20 protein-coding genes and 2 pseudogenes are annotated in these 21,127 nt (G+C 69.6%); 14 read left to right on the top strand and 8 right to left on the bottom strand.

What is annotated here, in order from left to right:
- Nucleotides 1-369: 369 nt before the first annotated feature.
- A complete protein-coding gene (gene panB / locus NX794_RS29110; protein WP_258782278.1) occupies nt 370-1,236 on the bottom strand; it encodes a 3-methyl-2-oxobutanoate hydroxymethyltransferase in 867 nt (288 codons plus the stop codon).
- A 216-nt stretch (nt 1,237-1,452) separates the two neighbouring features.
- On the opposite strand from panB, the gene NX794_RS29105 reads away from it, so the two are divergent.
- From NX794_RS29105 to NX794_RS29070, 8 genes and pseudogenes are all read left to right on the top strand, one after another.
- Nucleotides 1,453-3,039: an MFS transporter gene (locus NX794_RS29105; protein WP_258782276.1), complete on the top strand. Its 1,587-nt coding sequence runs from the start codon at nt 1,453-1,455 to the stop codon at nt 3,037-3,039.
- 77 nt (nt 3,040-3,116) lie between these two features.
- Nucleotides 3,117-3,764 carry a TetR/AcrR family transcriptional regulator gene (locus NX794_RS29100; RefSeq protein WP_258782274.1) on the top strand — a complete coding sequence of 216 codons (648 nt, stop codon included), beginning with the start codon at nt 3,117-3,119 and terminating at the stop codon, nt 3,762-3,764.
- A 185-nt stretch (nt 3,765-3,949) separates the two neighbouring features.
- Nucleotides 3,950-5,008, top strand: coding sequence for an endonuclease/exonuclease/phosphatase family protein (locus NX794_RS29095; RefSeq protein WP_258782273.1), 1,059 nt, complete (start codon nt 3,950-3,952; stop codon nt 5,006-5,008).
- 89 nt (nt 5,009-5,097) lie between these two features.
- Nucleotides 5,098-6,306, top strand: a complete 1,209-nt coding sequence (locus tag NX794_RS29090) for an MFS transporter (protein WP_258782271.1) — start codon at nt 5,098-5,100, stop codon at nt 6,304-6,306.
- Nucleotides 6,307-6,527: 221 nt separating this feature from the next.
- Nucleotides 6,528-7,169: a malectin gene (locus NX794_RS29085; protein WP_258782270.1), complete on the top strand. Its 642-nt coding sequence runs from the start codon at nt 6,528-6,530 to the stop codon at nt 7,167-7,169.
- A 189-nt stretch (nt 7,170-7,358) separates the two neighbouring features.
- Nucleotides 7,359-10,010 (top strand): DNRLRE domain-containing protein, encoded by a 2,652-nt coding sequence (locus NX794_RS29080; RefSeq protein ID WP_258782269.1) that lies wholly within the window; start codon nt 7,359-7,361, stop codon nt 10,008-10,010.
- Between the two features lie 12 nt (nt 10,011-10,022).
- Nucleotides 10,023-10,361, top strand: a complete 339-nt coding sequence (locus NX794_RS29075) for a hypothetical protein (RefSeq protein WP_258782267.1) — start codon at nt 10,023-10,025, stop codon at nt 10,359-10,361.
- A 136-nt stretch (nt 10,362-10,497) separates the two neighbouring features.
- Nucleotides 10,498-10,794: pseudogene (locus tag NX794_RS29070) on the top strand (aldo/keto reductase); the annotation flags it as partial.
- A gap of 16 nt (nt 10,795-10,810) precedes the next feature.
- Here NX794_RS29070 and NX794_RS29065 read toward each other — a convergent pair.
- Together NX794_RS29065 and NX794_RS29060 are read right to left on the bottom strand one after the other, a co-directional pair.
- Nucleotides 10,811-11,185 (bottom strand): ATP-binding protein, encoded by a 375-nt coding sequence (locus NX794_RS29065; RefSeq protein WP_258782265.1) that lies wholly within the window; start codon nt 11,183-11,185, stop codon nt 10,811-10,813.
- Complete coding sequence (locus NX794_RS29060; protein ID WP_258782264.1) at nt 11,182-11,403, bottom strand: hypothetical protein; 222 nt, start codon at nt 11,401-11,403, stop codon at nt 11,182-11,184. The genes NX794_RS29065 and NX794_RS29060 overlap by 4 nt, the downstream gene beginning before the upstream one ends.
- A gap of 113 nt (nt 11,404-11,516) precedes the next feature.
- On the opposite strand from NX794_RS29060, the pseudogene NX794_RS29055 reads away from it, so the two are divergent.
- From NX794_RS29055 to NX794_RS29040, 4 genes and pseudogenes are all read left to right on the top strand, one after another.
- Nucleotides 11,517-12,398: pseudogene (locus NX794_RS29055) on the top strand (helix-turn-helix domain-containing protein).
- A complete protein-coding gene (locus NX794_RS29050) occupies nt 12,370-12,573 on the top strand; it encodes a DUF397 domain-containing protein (protein ID WP_258782263.1) in 204 nt (67 codons plus the stop codon). Before NX794_RS29055 ends, NX794_RS29050 begins: the two are co-directional and overlap by 29 nt.
- Before the next feature lie 210 nt (nt 12,574-12,783).
- Complete coding sequence (locus tag NX794_RS29045) at nt 12,784-13,737, top strand: PRC and DUF2382 domain-containing protein (protein WP_258782262.1); 954 nt, start codon at nt 12,784-12,786, stop codon at nt 13,735-13,737.
- A 358-nt stretch (nt 13,738-14,095) separates the two neighbouring features.
- A complete protein-coding gene (locus tag NX794_RS29040; protein ID WP_258782261.1) occupies nt 14,096-14,650 on the top strand; it encodes a hypothetical protein in 555 nt (184 codons plus the stop codon).
- A 23-nt stretch (nt 14,651-14,673) separates the two neighbouring features.
- Here the strand turns inward: NX794_RS29040 and NX794_RS29035 are convergent, their stop codons facing one another.
- Complete coding sequence (locus tag NX794_RS29035) at nt 14,674-15,042, bottom strand: PIN domain-containing protein (protein WP_258782349.1); 369 nt, start codon at nt 15,040-15,042, stop codon at nt 14,674-14,676.
- A gap of 8 nt (nt 15,043-15,050) precedes the next feature.
- Nucleotides 15,051-15,308: a hypothetical protein gene (locus NX794_RS29030; protein ID WP_258782260.1), complete on the bottom strand. Its 258-nt coding sequence runs from the start codon at nt 15,306-15,308 to the stop codon at nt 15,051-15,053.
- Between the two features lie 433 nt (nt 15,309-15,741).
- Between NX794_RS29030 and NX794_RS29025 the strand changes: the two genes are divergently transcribed.
- Together NX794_RS29025 and NX794_RS29020 are read left to right on the top strand one after the other, a co-directional pair.
- A complete protein-coding gene (locus tag NX794_RS29025; protein WP_258782258.1) occupies nt 15,742-16,626 on the top strand; it encodes a hypothetical protein in 885 nt (294 codons plus the stop codon).
- Nucleotides 16,627-16,758: 132 nt separating this feature from the next.
- Nucleotides 16,759-17,262, top strand: a complete 504-nt coding sequence (locus NX794_RS29020; RefSeq protein ID WP_258782256.1) for a hypothetical protein — start codon at nt 16,759-16,761, stop codon at nt 17,260-17,262.
- A 175-nt stretch (nt 17,263-17,437) separates the two neighbouring features.
- On the opposite strand, the gene NX794_RS29015 is transcribed toward NX794_RS29020, so the two are convergent.
- From NX794_RS29015 to NX794_RS29005, 3 genes are all read right to left on the bottom strand, one after another.
- On the bottom strand, nt 17,438-19,384 hold the full coding sequence (locus tag NX794_RS29015; RefSeq protein WP_258782255.1) for a S53 family peptidase: 1,947 nt from the start codon (nt 19,382-19,384) through the stop codon (nt 17,438-17,440).
- A gap of 279 nt (nt 19,385-19,663) precedes the next feature.
- Entirely contained in the window at nt 19,664-20,299 is a 636-nt protein-coding gene (locus NX794_RS29010; RefSeq protein WP_258782253.1) for a DUF305 domain-containing protein, read from the bottom strand.
- Nucleotides 20,296-20,979 carry a thioredoxin-like domain-containing protein gene (locus NX794_RS29005; protein WP_258782252.1) on the bottom strand — a complete coding sequence of 228 codons (684 nt, stop codon included), beginning with the start codon at nt 20,977-20,979 and terminating at the stop codon, nt 20,296-20,298. Before NX794_RS29005 ends, NX794_RS29010 begins: the two co-directional genes overlap by 4 nt.
- Nucleotides 20,980-21,127: the final 148 nt, after the last annotated feature.

Here is a 21,127-nt window from a genome sequence, read left to right as displayed (position 1 = left end):
GGCTGACCGAGGGTTCGCGGCCCAGCCGCCTCACCCACGCACACAGACGCCCCGGCAACTCGCCGCCGGCCCCCGCGCCCCCCGCCCGGCCCGTGGACGGTGCCCGGCTGTCCGGTCCGTACTGCGTGTTGCCGCCGGCGTCGGCCCACCCGGCTGGATGCGGTGAGGGGAGTAAGGGCGGCCGGGAGGGAAAACGCCGCTCAGCGCACCCCGCCCGCCTCCCGGCCAAGGCAGCCCCCGGCACCGGCGACCGGCGACCGGCCAGGAAAGTGACCCCCGCCGACCAGAACCCCGCGAAACCGCCGGAGGCAAGCGGCAGCCCGCCGACGGGGGACGGTCGGCGGGCTGCCTCGGTGGTGCCGCAGTGGTCTAGTGGACGGAGTGCTCCTCCAGCGGGAACGTCCCGCCGACGACGTCCTCCGCGAAGGACTTGACCGCAGTGCCCATGACCTCACGCAGGTCGGCGTACTTCTTGACGAACTTCGGCATCCGGCCGGGGGTGAGGCCGAGCATGTCGGTCCACACCAGCACCTGCGCGTCCGTCTCGGGCCCCGCCCCGATCCCCACGGTCGGGATGTGCAGGATGCGCGTGACCTCGGCCGCCAGCTCCGCCGGGACCAGCTCCAGCACCACCGCGAACGCGCCCGCGTCCTGCACGGCCTTCGCGTCCCGCAGCAGTTGCTGGGCGGCCTCCTCGCCGCGGCCCTGGACCCGGTAGCCCATCGCGTTGACGGACTGCGGGGTCAGGCCGATGTGGGCCATGACCGGGATGCCGGCCTCCACCAGCAGCCGGATCTGCTCGTGCGAGCGCTCCCCGCCCTCCAGCTTCACGGCACCGACCCCGGCGTCCTTCACCAGCCGGGTCGCCGAGCGCAGTGCCTGCACCGGACCCTCCTGGTAGGAGCCGAAGGGCAGGTCGCCGACGATCAGCGAACGGGTCGTACCGCGGACGACGGCTGCCGCGAGCATCGTCATCTGGTCGAGGGTGACGGGCACGGTGGTCTCGTACCCGAGGTGACAGTTGCCCGCCGAGTCGCCGACGAGGAGTACCGGGATGCCGGCCTCGTCGAAGACGGACGCGGTCATCGCGTCGTAGGCGGTGAGCATGGGCCACTTCTCGCCGCGCTCCTTGGCGAGGGCGATGTCGCGGACCGTGATGCGGCGGGTGCCCTTCCCCCCGTACAGCGCCTTGCTGCCGTCGGAAGGCTTGTTCTGGGCAGCCGAAAGCTGCGTCATGGCAACGGCTCCTTCAGTCATCTCGAGGCGCCCTGACGGCGTCCCCGGATCCTCTCCATGGTGGCACCTCGTGCCAGTCGGGGCCAGAGGGGGGCCGGAGAGTCCCCGGGAGATCTCCGGGCGCTCCCGTTCCGCAAGCGGCGGGGACGTAAGACCTTGGTAAAGAAAATAAGATACGAGACGGTACCGTATCGAAATGCCCTTAGGCTCGGAGACATGACAAGTCCCGTCCCTGCCTCCCGGATACCGGAAGCCGTACACCGGCGCCGTTGGGCGATCCTCGGCGTGCTCATGCTGAGCCTGCTGATCGTGGTGCTCGACAACTCGATCCTGAACGTCGCCATCAAGACCATCTCCACCCCCGCGCCGACCGGCCTCGGCGCCACGCAGAGCCAGATCGAGTGGGCGATCAACGCCTACACCCTCGTCTTCGCCGGCCTGCTCTTCACCGCCGGCCTCGTCGGCGACCGGCTCGGCCGCAAGAAGGTGCTGCTCGGCGGCATCGCCGTGTTCGGCATCGGCTCCGCCCTCGCCGCCGAGTCCGGCACCCCGGGCCAGCTCATCGCCTACCGCGCGCTGATGGCCCTCGGCGCCGCGTTCGTGATGCCCGCCACCCTCGCCGTGCTGATGAACGTCTTCGAGCGCGAGGAGCAGCCCAAGGCCATCGGCATCTGGGCCGGCGGCGTCGGCCTGGCCATCGCCATCGGCCCGATCACCGGCGGCGCCCTGCTCGACCACTTCTGGTGGGGCTCGGTCTTCTTCGTCAACGTGCCGATCGTGATCGTCGCGCTGATCCTGATGGCCTGGCTGGTCCCGGACTCCCGCGACCCCAGCCCCGGCCGCCTCGACCCGATCGGCGTCGTGCTGTCCGTCGTCGGCCTGGTCCTGCTGGTCTACGGCATCATCAAGGGCGGCGAACTGGCCGACTTCACCGACGCCAAGGTCCTCGCCACCATCATCGCCGGCCTCGCGGTGCTCGCCGCCTTCGTCGTCTACGAGAAGCGCAGCGACCACCCCTCGCTCGACGTCTCCTACTTCAAGAACAAGGTCTTCTCGGCCGCCATGAGCGCCATCGCGCTGGTCTTCTTCGCGCTGATGGGCGTCACCTTCTTCGGCGTCTTCTACACCCAGAGCGTGCGCGGCTACTCCCCGCTGGAGTCCGGCGTCCTGATGCTGCCGCTCGCCCTCGCCCAGCTCCTGTTCGCGCCGCGCGCCCGGCTCCTGGTCGACCGCTTCGGCAACAAGGCCACCACCACCGCGGGGCTGCTGCTGATCGCCGCGACCCTCGCCGCGTTCGCCACCTTCGAGGCCGACACCCCGATCTGGCTCCTGGAGGTCGTCTTCTTCCTGATGGGCACCGGCATGGCGCACATCATGACGCCCACCTCGGTCGTCATCATGCAGGCCCTGCCCCGCGAGAAGGCCGGCTCCGCCTCCGCGCTGAGCAACACCTTCCGCCAGGTCGGCGGCGCCCTCGGCATCGCCGTACTCGGCTCGGTGCTCGCCACCGCCTACCGCAACGGCATCGAGGGCAAGCTCGGCCTGCTGCCGCCGAACCTGCGCGACACCGCCGGCGAGTCCATCGAGGCCACCCTCGGCATCGCCGCCAAGCTCGGCCCGCAGGGCAAGGCCCTGATCACGCCCGCCGACGACGCGTTCCTGCACGCCATGCACGTCACCGCCCTGTGCGGTACGGGCGTCGCGCTGGTTGGCGCCGTGGTGACCGCGCTGTTCCTGCCCGGCAAGGACGCCGCCGGACAGCGGGGCGAGAAGGAGAAGGAACTGGTCGGCGCGACGGACTGAGCACCGAGCGCCGCTCCAGGGGGGAAGGAGGGTGCTGCGGGACAATCCCCGCAGCACAGTGAGAGGACGGAAACGACGTGAGCCTTGCCGACAGCCGGCCGCGCCCGGAGACCCCCGGCCGGGGGGACACCCCCGCCCGGGGCCGGCCGCGCAGCGAAGCCGTGGAGAACGCCATCCTGGAGGGCGTGGTGCACCTCCTGGAGGAGGGCGTGCCCCTCGCGGAGCTGTCCATCGAGCGGATCGCCCGCACCGCCGGCGTCGGCAAGGCCACCATCTACCGCCGCTGGAGCGGCAAGGAGGAGTTGTTCGTCGACGCCATGCGCGCCGCCGAGCCCTCCGACCCCGAACTCCCCGGCACCAGCCTGCGCGACGACCTCGTCGTCCTGCTGGAAGCCCTGCGCCGCCGCGGCCTGGTGAGCCGCTCCTCGGCCATCCTGCACAACGTGTACGCCCAGATGAAGTCCAGCCCCAAGATCTGGGCCGCCTACCACGCCGCGGTGATAGCGCCCCGGCGGGTCGTCGGCCTCGAAGTCCTGCGCCGCGGCCAGGAACGCGGCGAACTGCGCGCGGACATCGACCTGGAGCTGGCCAACGACATGTTCGTCGGCCCCATGCTCGTCCGCACCGTCATGCGCCCCGAGGGCGACCTGCCCGAGGGCCTGGCCGAGCAGATCGTGGACACGGTCCTGGAGGGTCTACGGCCCGTCAGCTCGACAGCCTCGTAGCATCAGTGTGCGCGTTTCGTCACAGACCGGGCCCACCCGGCCGGTGACGGAACTCCCGCCCCCGCCCTGTTCGTCTGGGTCTTCCGTACGGCCGTCATGGGACGGCGGATCGGAACCGATCATCCCCTAGGGTCGGATGGACACGGGGGCGAACGGTGTGCACGGCAGGCAGTGAGGCAGACGGTATGGCGCAGCAGGCGTACACGACGGAGACGGCGGACGGCGGCTCGGGACCCGAGCGACCGGGATCCCGGCTCCGGCGCCTGGCGCACCGCGTGACCGACGGCTGGAGAGGCGACCCCCGCGTCTGGCGGCGGGGCGTCGTCCTCGCCGTACTGGCGCTGCTGCTCGCGCTGGTGATGCTGCTGCACTCGCGCATCCCCAACCGCATCGGCAACCTGGGCTCCCTCACCGAGACGTTCCTGCCCTGGCTCGGCCTGGCCGTCCCGGTGCTGCTGGTGCTCGCGCTGGTCCGCAAGTCGGCCACCGCGCTCCTCGCGATCCTGCTCCCGGCGATCGTGTGGCTGAACCTCTTCGGCGGCCTGGTCACCGACAAGGCGGGCGGCGGCGGCAGCGGCGGCGACCTGATGGTGGCCACCCACAACGTCAACGCCGACAACCCCGACCCGGCCGGCACCGCCACCGAGGTCGCCTCCTCCGGCGCCGACGTGCTGGCCCTGGAGGAACTGCCCGGCTCCGCCCTACCGGTGTACGAGAAGGCGCTCGCGGGGACGTACAAGCACCACGCGGTGGTCGGCACGGTCGGCCTGTGGAGCAAGTACCCGATGACCGACGTCCGGGCCGTCGACATCCGGCTCGGCTGGAAGCGGGCCATGCGCGCCACCCTCGCCACGCCCGAGGGCCCGGTCGCGGTCTACGTCGCCCACATGCCCTCGGTGCGCGTGAAGCTGGAGGCCGGCTTCACCGCTCGCCAGCGGGACACGAGCGCCGACGCGCTCGGCGAGGCCATCGCCCACGAACCCCTCAAGCGGGTCGTGCTCCTCGGCGACCTCAACGGCACCATGAACGACCGCTCGCTCAACGCCGTCACCTCCCAGCTCCGCTCCACCCAGGGCGCGGCGGGCAGCGGCTTCGGCTTCAGCTGGCCGGCGTCCTTCCCGATGGCCCGCATCGACCAGATCATGGTCAGGGGAGCCGAGCCGGAAAGCTCCTGGACGCTGCCCCGCACCGGCAGCGACCATCTTCCGGTGGCGGCCCGTGTGAAGCTCGACACAGCCTCGTAACCTGCTGGAATACGGACCCTGAGCGCATTTGTTCCGCCCAGGAACTTACGCGAGTCCTGTACGGCAACACCCGCTCTGAAAGGTCCCTCATGCCCCTGGCCCTGCTCGCCCTAGCCGTGGGCGCCTTCGGCATCGGTACGACCGAGTTCGTGACGATGGGCCTGCTGCCCAACATCGCGGACGACCTGCACATATCCATCCCGACGGCCGGCCACCTGGTCTCGGCCTACGCCCTGGGCGTCGTCATCGGCGCCCCCCTCCTCGCGGCGCTGACGTCCCGGATGTCCCGCCGCACGGTCCTGATCGCCCTGATGGCCCTCTTCGTCGCGGGCAACGCCCTCTCGGCGTTCGCCCCCGGCAACGGCTCCCTGCTGGCCGCCCGCTTCCTGAGCGGCCTCCCGCACGGCGCCTTCTTCGGCGTGGGCGCCGTCGTGGCCACCTCGATGGTCGCGCCGGAGCGCAAGGCCCGCTCGGTCTCCCTGATGTTCCTCGGTCTGACCGTGGCGAACGTCGCGGGCGTCCCGGCGGCCACGCTGATGGGCCAGCACCTGGGCTGGCGAGCCACCTTCCTCGCGGTCGGCGCGATCGGCCTGGCGGCCATCGCCGCCCTGGCCCTCCTGATCCCCCACGACCACACCCACGCCACGGCGACGGGCCTGCGCGGCGAACTCGCCGCCCTGCGCTCCGTCCCGGTCTGGCTGGCCCTCGGCACCACGGTCGCCGGCTTCGGCGCCCTCTTCGCCGCCTACAGCTACATCACCCCGATGCTCACGGACACGGCCGGCTTCGCCGAGGCCAACGTGACGCTGTTGCTGGCCCTGTTCGGCGTCGGCGCCACCGCGGGCAACCTGCTGGGCGGCCGCCTCGCCGACCACTCGCTGCGCGGCACGCTCTACGGCGGCCTCACCGCCCTGGCGGCCGTCCTGGCCCTCTTCCCCGTCCTCATGCACGCCCAGTGGAGCGCGGCCCTCGCGGTGGCCCTCCTCGGCATGGCCGCCTTCATCACCGGCTCACCCCTCCAGCTGATGGTCATGGAGAAGGCGTCGACGGCCCCGTCCCTGGCCTCCTCCGCCAACCAGGCGGCCTTCAACCTGGCCAACGCGGGCGGCGCCTGGATCGGCGGCCTGACCCTGGCGGCGGGTCTCGGCACGACGTCTCCGGCCCTCGCCGGCGCGGCCCTCGCCGTCCTGGGGGTCGGCGTGGCCGCCGTCGCCCACGCGGTGGACCGGGGGCGGCCCGGCGGAGGACGGGTCGTCGCGGGGCATGTCCCGGAGGAGGCGGCGGCGCTGCGCCGCTGACCTCGCGGGGCGTGTCGTTCCCCTGGTCGTCCGTCCCGCCGCCCCTTCCTCTCCGGCCGGCCCCGCAATCGCTGCGGGGCCGGCCGCGGCGGTGTTATCTCACGCCCTGAACAAAGGGGGCGCAGAGGTCTTGTGCATCGACGTCCCGTCGAATTCAATCAAGGGAACCCGCACGTGACGCACCACCGACCGGCACCACCAGGCGCGAGGAAGGACGGATCATGCGGACCACGTGGCACCGAGGAAAAGGACACCCGCGCACGGCCCTCGCCGCCGCCGCGGTGACGGTGGCGGCGGTACTGGGCGCGGCCTGCCCCACCGCCGCGCAGGCGCAGCCGGACTCCCACGCCGCAGGTGTGGCCATCGGCAACGCCGGCGGTGTGGCCATCGACATCGGCGGCGCAGGTGACAGCACCTTCGCCGCCGACGAGTACGGCACCGGCGGCATCCCGGACACCAAGCCGGCCGACGCCCGCAGCCTGCCCAACTTCTCCGCGACGGTCTCCCACCCCCTACCGGCGGCCCTGTGGAACACCTCCCGGTTCACCGAGTCCCGCTACACCGTTCCCGACCTCACCCCGGGAGCCACCTACGAGCTGCGGCTGTACTTCATGGACTGGTACTTCACCCGTCCCGGACAACGCGTCTTCGACGTCGCGGTCAACGGCTCCACGGTCCTGAAGGACTTCGACATGATCGCGACAGCGGTGGCCCGCGGAGCGGACGGCCAACAGGCGTTCGGAGTCGAGAAGGACATCCCCGTGACCGTCCCGGACAGCGGCACCGTCACGGTCGACTTCGTGCGGGGGGCGGCGAACCAGCCACAGGTCAACGCGCTGGCGTTGGTGCCTGCGGGGTCCTGACCTCCGCTGCGGATTTGGGGAGGTAGGGCCGGTTAGGGGCTGATCCATTACCTGTGATTGTATGAATCAGGTAAGAATAAATCGGCCCCATCCTCACCCTTCCGGGCGTGTGGGGCCGGGTACCTGAAAGCAGCACAAATGAAGAGCACTTGGCGTGTCTGGTCCGTAGGCACCGCCGGCATAGCCGCCATGACCGCGGGGGCTGTGCTTGTCTCCACCCCCAGCGTTGCCGTGGCGGTGGAGAAGTCGAACATCGCGGACAAGGAAGCCGACTCCGTCGCAACGGAGTTGGAGCGGACGCTCGCCGCCCTGGACGCCCATCCCATCAAGGAAGCCGAGACGGTGGAGGCGGCGCTGGAGGCCGCCAAGATCCAGGAGCGCCGGGTGGAGGTCATGCAGATGCGGACCGAGACCGAGACGGTGTACGCGAATCCCGACGGCACCCTGACCACCGACGTGGCCGCGGGCCCCGTCCGTATGGTGCGGGACGGCAAGTGGGTCGACGTCGACCTCGACCTCAAGCGCGCGGCCGGTGGTGACGTCGAGGCGGTGGCGCACCCCGAGCATCTGAAGCTGGCCGGCGAAGAGGGCACACTGCCCAAGTCGCTCACCGCCGTGGCAGAAGCGGCCCCGTCACAGGCGAAGGACCTCGTGTCCATCGGGCAGGGGCGCGGCAAGATCGCCCTGCAGTGGAAGGGCGGGCTGCCGGCTCCCGAGCTGGAGGGCAACCGGGCCACCTACAAGGGCGCCGTCCCCGAGGGCGACTTGGTCGTGGAGGCCACCCGCACGGGCTTCGAGCAGTTCCTGCGCCTGAACGAAGCTCCAGAGGACGGCGCACCGATGGTCGTCCCGATGACCGTCCCCGAGGGCACCGCGGTTAAGCAGAATCCCGACGGGTCGATCACCTTCAGCGACTCCTCCGGTGAGAAGACCGCGGTGATGCCCGCCCCCACCATGTGGGACAGCCGGCGCGATCCTCGGTCGTTCGAGCGCACCAACAGCCGTCGGGTCGACATGAGGATGAGCCAGAACGGCAACACGGTCACGCTCACCCTCACCCCCGACGCCGACTGGCTGAACGACCCGAAGACGCGGTACCCGGTGACGATCGACCCGGCGGCCGACGCGCTGGACGTGCTGTTCGACACCTTCGTCCAGGGCGGCGACACCACGGATCAGTCGGCGAACACCGATCTCAAGCTGGGCTGGCCCGGTGACTACGAAGGCAGCACCAAGCGCGTCGCCCGCTCCTTCGTCACCTTCCGCACCTCCCCCTTCGCGGACGCACTGGTGTCGGAGGCGAAGCTGAAGCTGTGGAACTACCACTCGTGGTCCGCCGAGGCACGCGGTTGGGAGGTCTGGGCGGCCGACCCCGCGGACAAGAACACCCGCTGGACCAAGCAGCCGGCCATGAAGGAGAAGATCGCCACCTCCACCGAGACCAAGCCGGCGACCAGCCCCGGGTGGGTGAGCGCGGACGTCACGAAGCTGGCCCAGACCTGGTCCTCGGCGAAGGCCGAGACGGGCTCGGTGGCGCTCAAGGCCGCCGATGAAGGCGACACCTACGGGTGGAAGCGCTTCTACTCCGCCAACACCGCTGAACAGGACAAGATCCCCACCCTCGAAGTCACGTACAACTACCGTCCCGGCGCCGGGAGCAATCTCCAGGCCGGCACACCGTTCATCTCCAGCGGTGGCATCTTCAAGGTGAACTCCACCACTCCCACGCTGCGCGCGTCGATAACCGACAGCAACGCGGAGGACAGCGTGCGGGGCACTTTCGAGATCACCGACGACGCCACCGGCAAGGTGGTCGCCACCGTCAACTCGGAGGAAGTGCCGTCCAACACGACCGCCTCCGTCAAGATCCCCGCCGGCAAGCTCACTTCCGGCAGGACGTACAGCTTCCGCACCACCAGCTTCGACGGCACCCACTACGCCACCGGCTGGTCGCCGTCGGTCAAGTTCCACGTCGACACATCGTGGCAGCCGACGGCCGCCGAGAACACGCTGGGCCTGGCCAACCTGTACTCCGAGGCGGCGGACATCACCGCCGCCACGTCCTCCGACGACACCTACGCCTCCATCGCCGCGACGGAGGAGAACACCGTCAGCGTGCCGTGGGACGGCCGGAACCAGCCAGTGGACATCAAGAACGAGCAGATGCCCACCAAGCTCACCATCCCCGGAGCCACAGCCAAGGGCACCCAGGTCGGCGGCAACGTGGTGTACACCTCCAACGGGGCAGTAGACACCGTGGTCCAGCCGACCGTGGACGGCGGATCCCGCACCCTGAACATCATCAAGAACGGTTCCGCCCCGCACGACTACGAGACCGGCTACACCATCCCGGCCGGCATGAAGGCCGTCGTCCACGACGAGGACGGGTCCGTCTCGCTCTACTCCGAAGGCGATGACGACACGTCCAAGACGCCCACCAAGGAGCCTGCCGGCTTCTTCGAGGCACCCTGGGCCAAGGACGCCGACGGCAACGATGTCCCCACCAGCTACAAGGTCGTGGGCAACAAGCTGGTGCAGCACGTCGAGTTCGACAACAACAGCGCCTTCCCCATCGTCATCGACCCCTCCTGGTGGTCCACCACCAAGAAGATCTTCAACTGCGCCGTGCGGGGTGTCGCCCCGATCGTCCTCGCCTTCACTCCGTCGGGATCGACCTACCGGGTCATCACCGCGGTCCGTCTGGCCAAGAAGATCGGGTTCAAGAAGGTCGCCAAGCTGATCTACAACTACTCGAAGCGCCGCAAGATGAAGCTCTCCCTGCGCAAGATGGTCGGCACGTTCATCGGCCTCGACGGCATCAAGAAGCACTGCAAGTTCTGACACCGGAGACACATGTTGCTCGTCAACGCCCTCGCGACAGCCGTCCTGCTGGCAGAGCTGGGCATCCTGATCCGCTACCGCTTGGCGCGCCGCCGCCAAGAGCGCCCACGCGACTGGCCCGACCTGACCGACTTCCGGTACTCCCATGTGGCCGCGGCCCTGGGCGCGGCCGCGATCGGATGGGCGATCACCCGAGAAGAGCTGACCTGGGGATCCGTCACAGGCACCCTGTTCATCGGCGTGATCCTGCCCGCGGCGGCCGCCCTCGCCGCCACCGTGCTGTGGAACGCACCGGCCGCCTGGCTCATCTGCCTCGCGGGCGGCTTCACCAGCGGCCTCGCCCTGTCTTGAGCTGACGACGACGGCAGGCGCTGATCGCCGGTTGTGGCGGATGCGAGAGCGTCTGACCGCGACCGGCGATCGTGCATGCGCGGACGCAGGGCCGGGGTCCGGACGCGGCTGTCGTCAACCGCACGCACCCTTCGCTGCCCACCGCCACGACGACGCCCTCGTGGACCACCTCGCCGCCGAAGGCATCGCCTACGTGCCGTTCTTCCCCCTCGGCGGCTTCACGCCGCTCCAGTCCGAGGCCCTCTCCCAGGTCGCGAACCGCCTGGAGACGACGCCGATGTCGGTCGCGCTGGCCTGGCTCCTGCGACGCTCACCGAACATCCTGCTCATCCCCGGTACCTCGTCCATCGCCCACCTGCGCGAGAACATCGCCGGCGCCGGGCTCTCCCTCTCCGAGGAGGACATGGCCGAACTGAACGGCATCGCCCCCTGATCAGCTGATCGGCTGATCAGCACGAGGACGCGGGTGCCAGCTCGCACCACACCGTCTTGCCGTCCGGTCCCAGGTCCACCCCCCACCTCTCCGCCAGGGCCGCTACGAGTGTCAGTCCGCGCCCGTACTCCTGTGTCTCCGTCGCGGCTCGGATGACGGGCAGCGTCCGGGTGTTCGGGTCCCTCACCTCGATACGGGTGCGGTCGGCGTCACCTGCCGCCGCGGTCACCCGTACCGTCACGGGCGTTCCGTCGCCCACGTGGTCGATGACGTTGGTCAGCAGCTCCGTCGCGCACAGGCGGATGTCGTAGTCGTACGCGCGCAGTTCTCGGCGGAGTTCGGGCGCGGCCTTCGGGGTTGCCGACAGGCTCAGTTCGAGCATCGTCCTCATGCTTCGGCCGCCTTCTTGAGGACCGAGGCCAGCGCGCGGGCCGTCGCGGTGTTGCAGTTCCCGAGGGTCACCAGGCCGGCCGGAGGCGCGTACGTCCCCGCAAAGCTCGGCAGGTCGACGCGGAGCGACGGCAGGGTGATGCCGTGCAGGGCGAGAGCCGCGCGCAGGTCTTCCACGCAGAGGGTCACGTCGTAGGCGGTGGGGGAGTGGTCGGGCATGGGGAGTGATCAGCCTTCCGTGCGGTCTGTGACGAAGGCCTAACAGACTGTCGTCCGGGTCGCTACGGTGGAAGACGTTCCGCGTCCACGGCGCGAACAGCGGAATCGGCACGGTGAGTTACGGCGGTGAGCGCGTGGCACGGCGCAAGGACATTGACGGTTCGATCAGCGTCCCTGCCTTCTACGGCAAGGAGTTGCGGTGGAAGCGGGAGGAGGCGGGGCTGTCGCTGGAGTCGTTCCTTGAGGGCAGCTTCTACGGCAAGTCCTACCTCAGCGACATCGAGCACGGTCAGCGCAGGATGCCGCTCGATCTGGCACGGCATGCGGATCGGGTCCTGGGGACCGATGGCTTCTTCGAGCGGCACTGTGAGGATGTGCGTCGAGCCCGGCAGGGCAGCCACGCCGACTACTTCGCGTATGCGCTTGAGCTGGAGAAGCAAGCGATGGAGATCGAAGAGTGGGATCCGATGCTGATCCCGGGACCGCTTCAACTGGAGTCGTACATCAGGGCCGTGATCCTCGCTGCGCACCCGAGGGAGACGGAGGATGCGCTGGCTGCCAAGGTGGCTGATCGGCGGGCCCGAGCCTAGCTCTTCGAGGACACGGCCGCGCCGGAGAGCTGGCTGGTGCTGCACGAGTCGGTCCTGCTGCAGCCCTTGCTTCCCGCCGACGAGATGGCGGAACAGTTGGCGCACTTGGTGGAGGTGATGCGGAAGCGCCGGGCACTTCCGCAAATCATGCCGCGGAATTGTGGCCCTTACCCCTTCATGATGGGCGAGTCCCGGTTCCTGACCTTCAACGATGCTCCTCCCGTCATGTACACGGAGGGGATGTACCACGGCCAGTTGATCGATGACCCGGGGCTCGTGAAGGAATATTCCAGGGCCTACGGTCGCCTCAGGGCCGCCGCGCTGGATCCTGAGACGTCCCTGAGACTCATCGAGCGAGCAGCTGAGGACTATCGAAATGGCAAGCTTCCCGATCGACTTGAGTGACGCTCACTGGTTCAGGAGCAGCTACAGCAACGAAGACGGCGGCAACTGCGTCGAGGCCGCCCACAACATCCCCGGCCTCGTCCCCGTCCGCGATTCCAAGGTCCCCGGCGGCCCCGCCCTCCTCCTCCCCGCCACCGTCTGGAGCCCCTTCATCAGCTCGCTCAAGTCGGAGTAGCCACCTCCTGGGGCCCCCGACCCTGGGCCGGGAGAGGCGGACTGGCTCCAGAGCCACTGTCCTCCGCGCCGGAGACCGCCACCCCCTCCTCTCACTCTGCGGCACAAGTGACCCGTGATGCACAGAGATGCGTTTGGGGTGTTTTATCCCTCCCGTGACGGGTGACCCGGCCCGTAGCCACAGTCGCTCCGACAGGAGGGTAGACGGGACATGATCAGCAGAGAGCAGATTCCGGCCGTCCTGGACCACCCGGTCCACGATCAGGGCGGGAAGAAGATCGGCGAGGCCAAGCACGTCTTCCTCGATGACACGACCGGCGCGCCCGAGTGGGTCAGCGTCAAGACGGGTCTGTTCGGGACCAGTGAGACCTTCGTGCCGATCCGTGACGCTTCCCTGGTGGACGACCACATCGAGGTCCCCTACACCAAGAGCCAGGTCAAGGACGCGCCGCACGTGGACGTGGACGCGGGCGGACACCTGTCCGAGACCGAAGAGCACCAGCTCTACGACTACTACCACATCGACTGGGGCGCCGATTACTGGTCCCAGGGCGAGCAGGGCGACCAGAGCGGCCGCCGCGGCCTGGCCGACGAGGGCTACGAGCCCGGTCTGGACGAGCGCGGCGGAACGGCCGGCTGGGCGGCCGGGGACGCGACCGCCGCGGGAACCACGGGAACGGCAGGAGCCGCCGGTGCCATGCCCGGCCGGGACGCGGGGCTCAGGGACGACAGTGCCGACCGGTACGGCCAGGACGCCGGCGAGGCGATGACGCGGTCCGAGGAGCACATGCGCGTCGGTGTCGAGCGCACCGAGGTCGGCCGGGCGCGCCTGCGCAAGTACGTCGTCACCGAGGAGGAAGAGCACACCGTGCCGCTGCGGCACGAGGAACTGCGCGTCGAGCGGGAGCCCATCACCGACGCCAACCGGGACGCCGCGCTGTCCGGTCCGGACATCAGCGAGGCCGAGCACGAGGTGATCCTGCACGAGGAACGCGCGGTCGTGGACACCGAGGCCGTACCGGTGGAGCGGGTCCGGCTGACCGCCGAGGAGCGCACCGAGCCGGAGACGGTCCGCGGTTCCGTCCGCAAGGAGCGGATCACCGAGGAGGCCGACGAGATCGCGGACGAGGACTACGGCGACGACGACCGGGGGATGCGCCCGTAACAGCGGTTGCGGAAGGGGTGTCGGCCGGCGAGCAGCGGGCCGGCGCCCCTGTCTGTCGTTCAGATGGTGGTGGCCACTCTTGCGTTGCTGAAGGTGGCCTTCTTGGCGCTCTGAGTAGTATTCCGGCGTGATTTCCCGAGGACGGCACCAAGATGGGGATGTCGCGGCGGCTCTTGACCGGGCCAGGAGAGCGGGTTGCGAGGTGGCGCCGGACAAGAACGGGCACCGTTGGGGTTGGGTGGTGTGCTGCTCGTGCGGAGCGCGCCACGTCGTCTCGGGTACGCCGAAGAACCCGGGCAACGAGGCGAAACGCATCGACCGCTTCGTCCAGGGCCACCAGCACTGAGAGGATCACCCCGTGCCCGAATGGAGCTTCACCCTCCTCGTCAACCAGCCCCTCACCCCCGAGCAGGCCGATGCCTTCGACCACTGCGACGCCTTCGGGGACGGCTCGGTGTCCTACACGCTGGGCCCCGCGAACCCGGCGGAGTACGCCACCTCGCCGGATCCGGACCTGCTGCGGGGGCTGGCCTGCGACATCGAAGCACCGACCCTCCTGGACGCTGTCGCCCTGGCCGCGCGAAACGTCCTGCTCGTCCCCGGTCTGCGGGCAGTCGGCGTGCGCTACGACGACACCGTGACGCTGGAGGAAGCCGGCCGGCGGTGCGGGCGGGAGCTGGCCCGGAGCGGGCGGAAGCCCGATGGCTTTCCGGAGCCTCAAACCCCCACCGGCGGTGCGGAGTTCTACTCCTGGCGGGAGATCGTCGCCTGGCTGGCGCACGCCGGTGTCGCCGTACCCGAGACGCCCCCCGAACTCGTCGTCGCGGACCGCACCCTGCGCCTCGCCGAGGCGCTGCGCGGTGTCGACGTACCGCCGGGCACCCTGCGTGCACTGGGGCTGCCGGTCATGTAGCGCGGGTGACCGCCGGTCAGTGCTCAGGAGTTGAGGTCGAGCACCCGTACCGGTTCGCCCTCCCAGCGGTCCGGTGCGGTCGTGGCGATGACCGCACCGTCGGGACGGTCCGGGGTGGGCTGGGCGGTGTACTCGCAGTGTGCCGCGGCCCAGGTGCGCTGCCGGGCCACCGCGAGGACGGCGGCCAGGTCCAGGTCCAGGACCGTGATGCCGGGCAGGGCGGCGAGATGCTCCGCAGTCCCGGGCCGGAGGCGATCGGCCTCGACGAGCGCGCAGGCCGGTGCGTACAGGTACCAGCCCGTCTCCACATGGGCGCGGTGGATCAGCCGTGAGGCCAGGACGTTGCCCCGGCCCGCTGCGGCCATCGCCGTGTCGTCCAGGACGATGTGCATGGCGTCGCTCAAGGGGCCACCGCCCGGGCCAGCCGTCGGTCCAGTTCGCTGTCGAGGTCCCGCTCCTCGGCGGGGCTGGGCGCGTAGCCGGTCCATTCCCTCAGAGTGGCGCGGGCCCGCTCGGCGCGCTCGGCCCGCTCGGCGGGGGTGAGCAGGGTCTCGGCGAGACGGGCCAGGTAGGCGCGCAGCGACATGCCCTCCGCCGCCGCTATGGTGGCGAGCCGGTCCCGGGCTTCCTCGGGGATGCGGACATTGGCGTCAGCCATCATCGTGTTCCTCTCACCTCTCCGGGTACGGGTACGTACCCGTACCCGCGCGCCACCGTAGCAGCCCCGCCGCCCTCCCCGCGCACACAGAGCCCCCGCCACCTAGCGGTCGCAGGTCTAAGAGCTGGCGTGACGGAACGAGCAGGGCACGCAGGAGGCGGGTGGGGCGCGGGCAGGATCGGTACGGAGCTTGGTGAGGAGTCGCTAGTTCGTGAGGTGAGCGAAGCCGTGCTCGACCGGTGCGCGTCCGAATCACCGCCTGCCCGCCCACCTGTCGGTCGCCGGCTGCGCGGCCGAGGCGCATTCGTCGGCGACCGCCGCCCAGCCACGGCGAGAGAGCTATCTGTCCTGGCATTTTGCCCGGTGATGTGGTCACAACAAGTGGCAGATCAGTCATAAGCCACTCGGAATCCATCAACACGGGGAGAAATGCGTGCGTTTCCGATACAGACAACTGCTGTCGACGGGAGCGGTCACGCTGGGACTGCTGGGTGGCTCATTGACCTCCACTCAGGCCTCGGCGAGTTCCCCGGCCGCGTCCGTTCCGGCGTCCATTGGGCCAAAGACGACCGCCGCCCAGGCGGAGGCCGCCTGTGGCGCCCAGATGAAGGCAGCGCGTGACGCCGGCAGTAACAAGCCGGTCGCCTGCGTCACCTGGGGATCAACGAAGCTCACCGCATCTGACCGCCTGGCAGCCATCAGCGCGTGGCCGACACCGAAGTGGTGCGACGACCACGGCGCCAACAGCACTTGGTACGTCAACCGGTTCCAGGCCCGTGGCGTCTTCAAGGCCGACGTGACGGTCCATGACGTCCGCACCGGCCGGGTAACCGGCAAGATGCACTACCTGGCCGTCGGCTACTCCTACAGCAAGCGCGACATCAAGGCATGGGCCTACCAGGTCCAGCTCCTACAGGTCAGCGCCTCGGGCGATGGCGTGGGCAGCAGCGCGAACGGGAAGGGCACCTGCGCGGGCAAGTGCAAGGTGACCGAGAGCAAGTTCCCGTCCCAGGCGATGAGCAACAGTAAGGAGGCTGTCGGGCAGTTCTTCTTCGACACCACCATCAAGGCCGGCCCCAAGGGACAGAAGGGCGAGGGCCAGGGGACGGCACACTGGAGGCTCACCAACCCCAAGTGGGCCGCGCCCACGAACGAGATCACGCTGGGCCAGCCGCCTGTCCGGTGCGACAACGCTCTACCCGGGACCTCCAAGACCGGCTGCGTCATGCCGTACATCCCGGAGATGGTCTACGCCAAGCCCGTGAACACCCGGAGCTGGGTGCCTCCACAGGCGGCGGCAACTTCAGCTGGCGCATGATCAATGCCACCCAGAACGAGGAGGGCGGTAAGGCGCTCGGCCGTTTCCACCTCTACAACCGGCTTCTGGAGAAGGATAGATTCCTCGTGTGGATCAAGCCCTGACCAATCTCCGATCAAACGGGAACACGCCATGAGCGATAAGGCCGAGCGTGGGTGCGGGCTCGTGCCCGTGCAGTACCACCAGTTTCAGATCAACGACGAGGACGGTTCCGTCGGCCCCGACCTGCCGCGCAGCCACAACGGCTTGGTCGAGGTGCAGGACGGCATCGCCACGATCCACACCGGCATCCACACCGGGGACGTCGACGTCACCGTCACCCTGCATACCGACGTTCCCCGGGCAGGGGACTCGGAGTGGGACGAGGTCGTCGAACTGTCCCTGCGCTCGGTATCGGGAGAGCTGATGGTGCGAGGTCTGATGGACGACCTGGACGAGGAGCTGCCCGTGCTCTCCTTCGACGGCCCCGGCGACTACCGGCTGCGCATTCACGCGCGTGGCCGGGACACCGCCATCGACCTGGCCCCGGACGAGATCACCGAGTGGTACCTCATTCAGGCATGGCCGGCACAGGCACACGACGCGACGGTGCTCCGCCAGACTGACAGCTACGGAGCCTCCGCCCGCGCACAGTGACCCGTTCGTGAGGCTCCGCACCGGCGCAGCAGAGCGGCGCACGCGGCAGCCTGGCCGCCTCCCGCTCGTCTACCGCCTCACACCATCCCTTTGACCTGCGGCTTCAAGGTGGCGAAGGCTCACAGATGCGCCCGCCTCGGAAAAGAGGCGGGCGCATCATGCGGTCAGACAGACATCAGTGCTTCTTCGGCGCGTACGACGAGACGTACCCGCCCGCCGGAGAGCCCACGCCCGTGACGTCGTCGTAGCCCTTGACGGCGGACAGGGAGCTGTCCTTGCCGAGGCTGCGGATCGAGGTCAGCAGGCCGCCGGACGCGTCCAGACCGTTGGCGAAGTCCACGCGGACGACGGCCAGGTCCTTGCCGGTCGGCTTGTCGGTGACGTCGTGGAAGACGCCCTTCTTGGCGGCCTTGGAGTAGATCGACGGGTTGGCGAAGCCGATCGCCTTGCCGCCGTTCGCCTCCTGGGCGAGGGCCTGGACCGCCGCGATGACCGGAGCGGCCAGCGAGGTGCCGCCGATGCGGTACTCGCTGTACTGCTGCGAGCCGTCCGGGAAGGTCTGGGTCTGGCCCACCAGGAAGCCGGTGTTCGGGTCGGCGATGGCCGAGATGTCCGGGACGACGCGGTTGCCGGCGGCGTTGTTGGCCTTGGCGAGCGAGTCCGGGACGACACCCTTCTGGTAGTACGGCTCGGCGACCGTCTTGCTGGTGCCGCCGCCCGCGCCCGAGGTGTAGGCGCCCGGGAAGTTCGCCCAGCTCTTGCCGTCGGCCGACAGGGCCGCCTTCTCGGTGCCCCAGCCGGTCTCCCACTGGTACGAGTCGCCCTTGCCGACGGCCAGCGAGGTGCCGCCGACCGCGGTCACCCAGGCGGAGTTGGCCGGGGTGTCGACCTGCTTCGTACCGGTGTTGGCGACCTCGTCGCCGTTGTCACCGGAGGAGAAGTAGAAGCCGATGCCCTGCACCGCGCCCAACTGGAAGACCTGGTCGTAGGCGGCGGCCAGGTCCGGCGTCTGGCTGGCCTCGACGTCGCCCCAGGAGTTGGAGACGATGTCGGCCAGGTGGTTGTCGACGACCTTGCTGAGCGAGTCGAGCAGGTCGTCGTCGTAGCAGGACGCGGCGCCCACGTAGGTGACGTCGGCGTTCGGCGCGACGGCGTGCACGGCCTCGACGTCGAGGGTCTCCTCGCCGTACCAGCCGGCCGCCTTGCACTCCTCGGTCTTGGTGTACGTCTTCGGCAGCGCCTGGTGGAGCTGGCTGGTCTTCCAGGCCGCGTCACCGTTCTTCACCGCGTACTTGCCGGCGTCGTAGGCGATCGTCGGCGAGGCGTACGCGTCGGTGATGGCGACGCGCACCTTCTTGCCGGTGTACGTGCCCGCGCCGTACGCGGCACGCAGCTGCTTGCCGGTGTAGCCCTTGATCGCGTACGGGGCCTTCTGGCCGTACGCGTCCGGCAGCGACTTGGCGACCTTGGAGCCGTAGTACGAGGAGAACGGCCCGGCGTTCTTGAAGACCGCGTCCGGCGGCGGAAGCTGGTCGTCGTGGTTCGCCTTGTGCGGGGCGCTGTCCAGGCCGGTGACCGTGAGCACGGCGCCCCGGAGGGCGGCCGGTACGGAGGCGGTCTGCGCCGGGGCGCGGTAAGTCTTCGCGCCCTTGGTGTAGTTGTGCAGCTGGGTGCCGAACGCCTTCTCGGCGGCGGCCACGTCACCGGAGACGGTGACGTAGTGCTGGGTGACCTCGGTGACGGTCAGACCGGCCGACTTCAGCCAGGACTTGACGGCGGTCACCTGCGCCTTGGTCGCCCCGAACCGGGACTCCGTCTTCTTGGCGCTCAGGTACTTGCCGTACTGCGGCGAGCTGGGGTCGGACACGGCCTTGGCGTACGCGGCGAGGCCCGCCGCGTCCTTGCCGGCCAGGTAGACCCGGGCCTTGACCTGGGCGTTGTTCGAGGTCGCGCCCTTGTCCGCCTTGGCCGTGGCCCAGAGCGGCTTGGTGCCCTTCAGCGTGTCACGAGCGGGGCTGTCCGCGGCGTGCGCCGCAGGTATGCCCAGCGCCAGCGCGCCGGCGATCATGGGCAGTGTCGCTGCCATGCTCACGGCGCGCAGCTTGGCGCGGTTGGATCTCATAAAACCCCCTGCGATGCGGTGCGCATGCATGTAGTGGCTGGTACGTCGAAGATCCGCGCGCGGGCCCGCGGCGGCGTCGGCCCGCGAATGGATCACACGATGGGGGCCACTCTTACGATGAACCGTTCATGCCAGGGGAAGGTGAAGGTCAAGAGAACCTCAAGTAACCGCCAGAAGCGGTGAATTGCCCGTTTGATCCTTACGGGCGTGTAACGGAACGCCGGAAGCCCTCGCCAGGGCCGGCGGAAGGGCCCCTGCCGCAGCCGGCAGCGGCCTCCGTCACGAACGCGGCGCCGCGCCCCGCGCCTTCAGCATCCCGGCCATCAACTCGATCTCCGACCGCTGCCCGTCCACCATGCCCTGCGCGAGCCGCTTCTCCACGCCCACCGTGCACTTGGCGACACAGCCCTCGGCCATGTGGATGCCGCCCTTGTGATGGGCCGTCATCAACTGGAGGTAGAAAACCTCCGCTTGCCTGCCGCTGAGCGTCCCGAGCTTCTTCAGCTCGGTGTTCGTGGCCATGCCCGGCATCAGCGCGCCGTCCTTGCCGGTCGGCATGTCGCCCATGCCCATCCAGGTCATCGGCGACTTCGCCGACACCTTCGGCAGCCCCCACAGGTCGAGCCAGCCCAGCAGCATCCCGCGCTGGTTGGCCTGCGTCTGCGCGATGTCGTACGCGAGCCGCCGCACCTCCACGTCCTTCGTGCGGTCCCGCACGATGTACGACATCTCCACGGCCTGCTGATGGTGCACGGCCATGTCCCGCGCGAACCCGGCGTCCGCCGACTCCGCGCCCGGCGTCGCCGTCGTATCCGGTCCGCCGTTCTCCTCGGCCACCGCGTAGGTGATCGCACCGGCCGCGACGAGCACCGCCGCCGCGGCCCCCGCCGCCCAGCCGGCGAACCGCCGGCTCACTTCATGGTCCCGCCGGTGCACGAGGCGCCCGGCTCGGGAGTCTGCTGACCCTGCACGTAGGTGGCGAAGAACTTGTCAACCTCCGGGTCGCTCGCGCTCTTCACCGTCACCTGGTGGCCCCACGCCGACAGCATCAGCGGCGCCTCCTGGTTCCGGTACGGGCTGATCAGCGAGTACGGCGTCTTCCGCACCTTCGCCGCCAGCGCGTCCACGTCGGCCTTGGCCGCCTTGTCGGTGTACGTCACCCAGACCGCGCCGTGCTCCAGCGAGTGCACCGCGTTCTCCTCCGGCACCGCCTTGGTGTAGACGTCACCGTTGCAGTTCAGCCAGACCGGGTTGTGGTTGCCGCCGACCGGCGGGTGCATCGGGTACGACACCTTGGTCGTCACGTGCGTCCGCGACAGCTTGCCCGACCAGGTCTTCACCCCGTCCTTGCCGGTGGTGAAGTGCCCGGAGTCCCCGGAACTCTTGGCGTCGCCGCTCGCCGTCGAGTCCTTCGTCCCCGAGTCGTCCGACCGCGAGTTCACCAGCACCACACCGCCGACCACGAGACCGGCGACGACGACACTGGCGGCGATCACGAGCACCCGGTTGCGGCGCTCGCGGGAACGCTCGGCGCGCCGCATCTCCTCTATGCGCGCCTTGCGCGCCGCGGTGCTGCTGTTCTTGGCGGAACCCATGAGGTGTCCTTCTCGGGAAGCGGACCGATGATGGTGGTGGGGCTCGCTGATGGTAATGGGGGAGAGAGGGCCCGCCGCAGGGAGGCCGCGAAAAGAGCCGGTAAGAGCCGGGGGCGAGGTCCGGGGGCGGGGCCGACCGGATAATTTG

The sequence above is a fragment of the Streptomyces pyxinicus genome, assembly GCF_024753135.1.
GTDB lineage: Bacteria > Actinomycetota > Actinomycetes > Streptomycetales > Streptomycetaceae > Streptomyces > Streptomyces pyxinicus.
The sequence above is the reverse complement of the archived record's forward strand: the minus strand, read 5'-3'. Positions and strand labels throughout refer to the sequence as shown.

Coding starts and splice junctions, on each gene's coding strand:
- NX794_RS29080 (WP_258782269.1), top strand. CDS start 7,359: ATGACCGCGGGGGCTGTGCTTGTCTCCACCCCCAGCGTTGCCGTGGCG.
- NX794_RS29085 (WP_258782270.1), top strand. CDS start 6,528: ATGCGGACCACGTGGCACCGAGGAAAAGGACACCCGCGCACGGCCCTC.
- NX794_RS29005 (WP_258782252.1), bottom strand. CDS start 20,979: ATGGGTTCCGCCAAGAACAGCAGCACCGCGGCGCGCAAGGCGCGCATA.
- NX794_RS29015 (WP_258782255.1), bottom strand. CDS start 19,384: ATGAGATCCAACCGCGCCAAGCTGCGCGCCGTGAGCATGGCAGCGACA.
- panB (WP_258782278.1), bottom strand. CDS start 1,236: ATGACGCAGCTTTCGGCTGCCCAGAACAAGCCTTCCGACGGCAGCAAG.
- NX794_RS29065 (WP_258782265.1), bottom strand. CDS start 11,185: ATGAGGACGATGCTCGAACTGAGCCTGTCGGCAACCCCGAAGGCCGCG.
- NX794_RS29020 (WP_258782256.1), top strand. CDS start 16,759: ATGAGCGATAAGGCCGAGCGTGGGTGCGGGCTCGTGCCCGTGCAGTAC.
- NX794_RS29045 (WP_258782262.1), top strand. CDS start 12,784: ATGATCAGCAGAGAGCAGATTCCGGCCGTCCTGGACCACCCGGTCCAC.
- NX794_RS29090 (WP_258782271.1), top strand. CDS start 5,098: ATGCCCCTGGCCCTGCTCGCCCTAGCCGTGGGCGCCTTCGGCATCGGT.
- NX794_RS29095 (WP_258782273.1), top strand. CDS start 3,950: ATGGCGCAGCAGGCGTACACGACGGAGACGGCGGACGGCGGCTCGGGA.
- NX794_RS29030 (WP_258782260.1), bottom strand. CDS start 15,308: ATGGCTGACGCCAATGTCCGCATCCCCGAGGAAGCCCGGGACCGGCTC.
- NX794_RS29075 (WP_258782267.1), top strand. CDS start 10,023: ATGTTGCTCGTCAACGCCCTCGCGACAGCCGTCCTGCTGGCAGAGCTG.
- NX794_RS29050 (WP_258782263.1), top strand. CDS start 12,370: ATGGCAAGCTTCCCGATCGACTTGAGTGACGCTCACTGGTTCAGGAGC.
- NX794_RS29035 (WP_258782349.1), bottom strand. CDS start 15,042: ATGCACATCGTCCTGGACGACACGGCGATGGCCGCAGCGGGCCGGGGC.
- NX794_RS29105 (WP_258782276.1), top strand. CDS start 1,453: ATGACAAGTCCCGTCCCTGCCTCCCGGATACCGGAAGCCGTACACCGG.
- NX794_RS29060 (WP_258782264.1), bottom strand. CDS start 11,403: ATGCCCGACCACTCCCCCACCGCCTACGACGTGACCCTCTGCGTGGAA.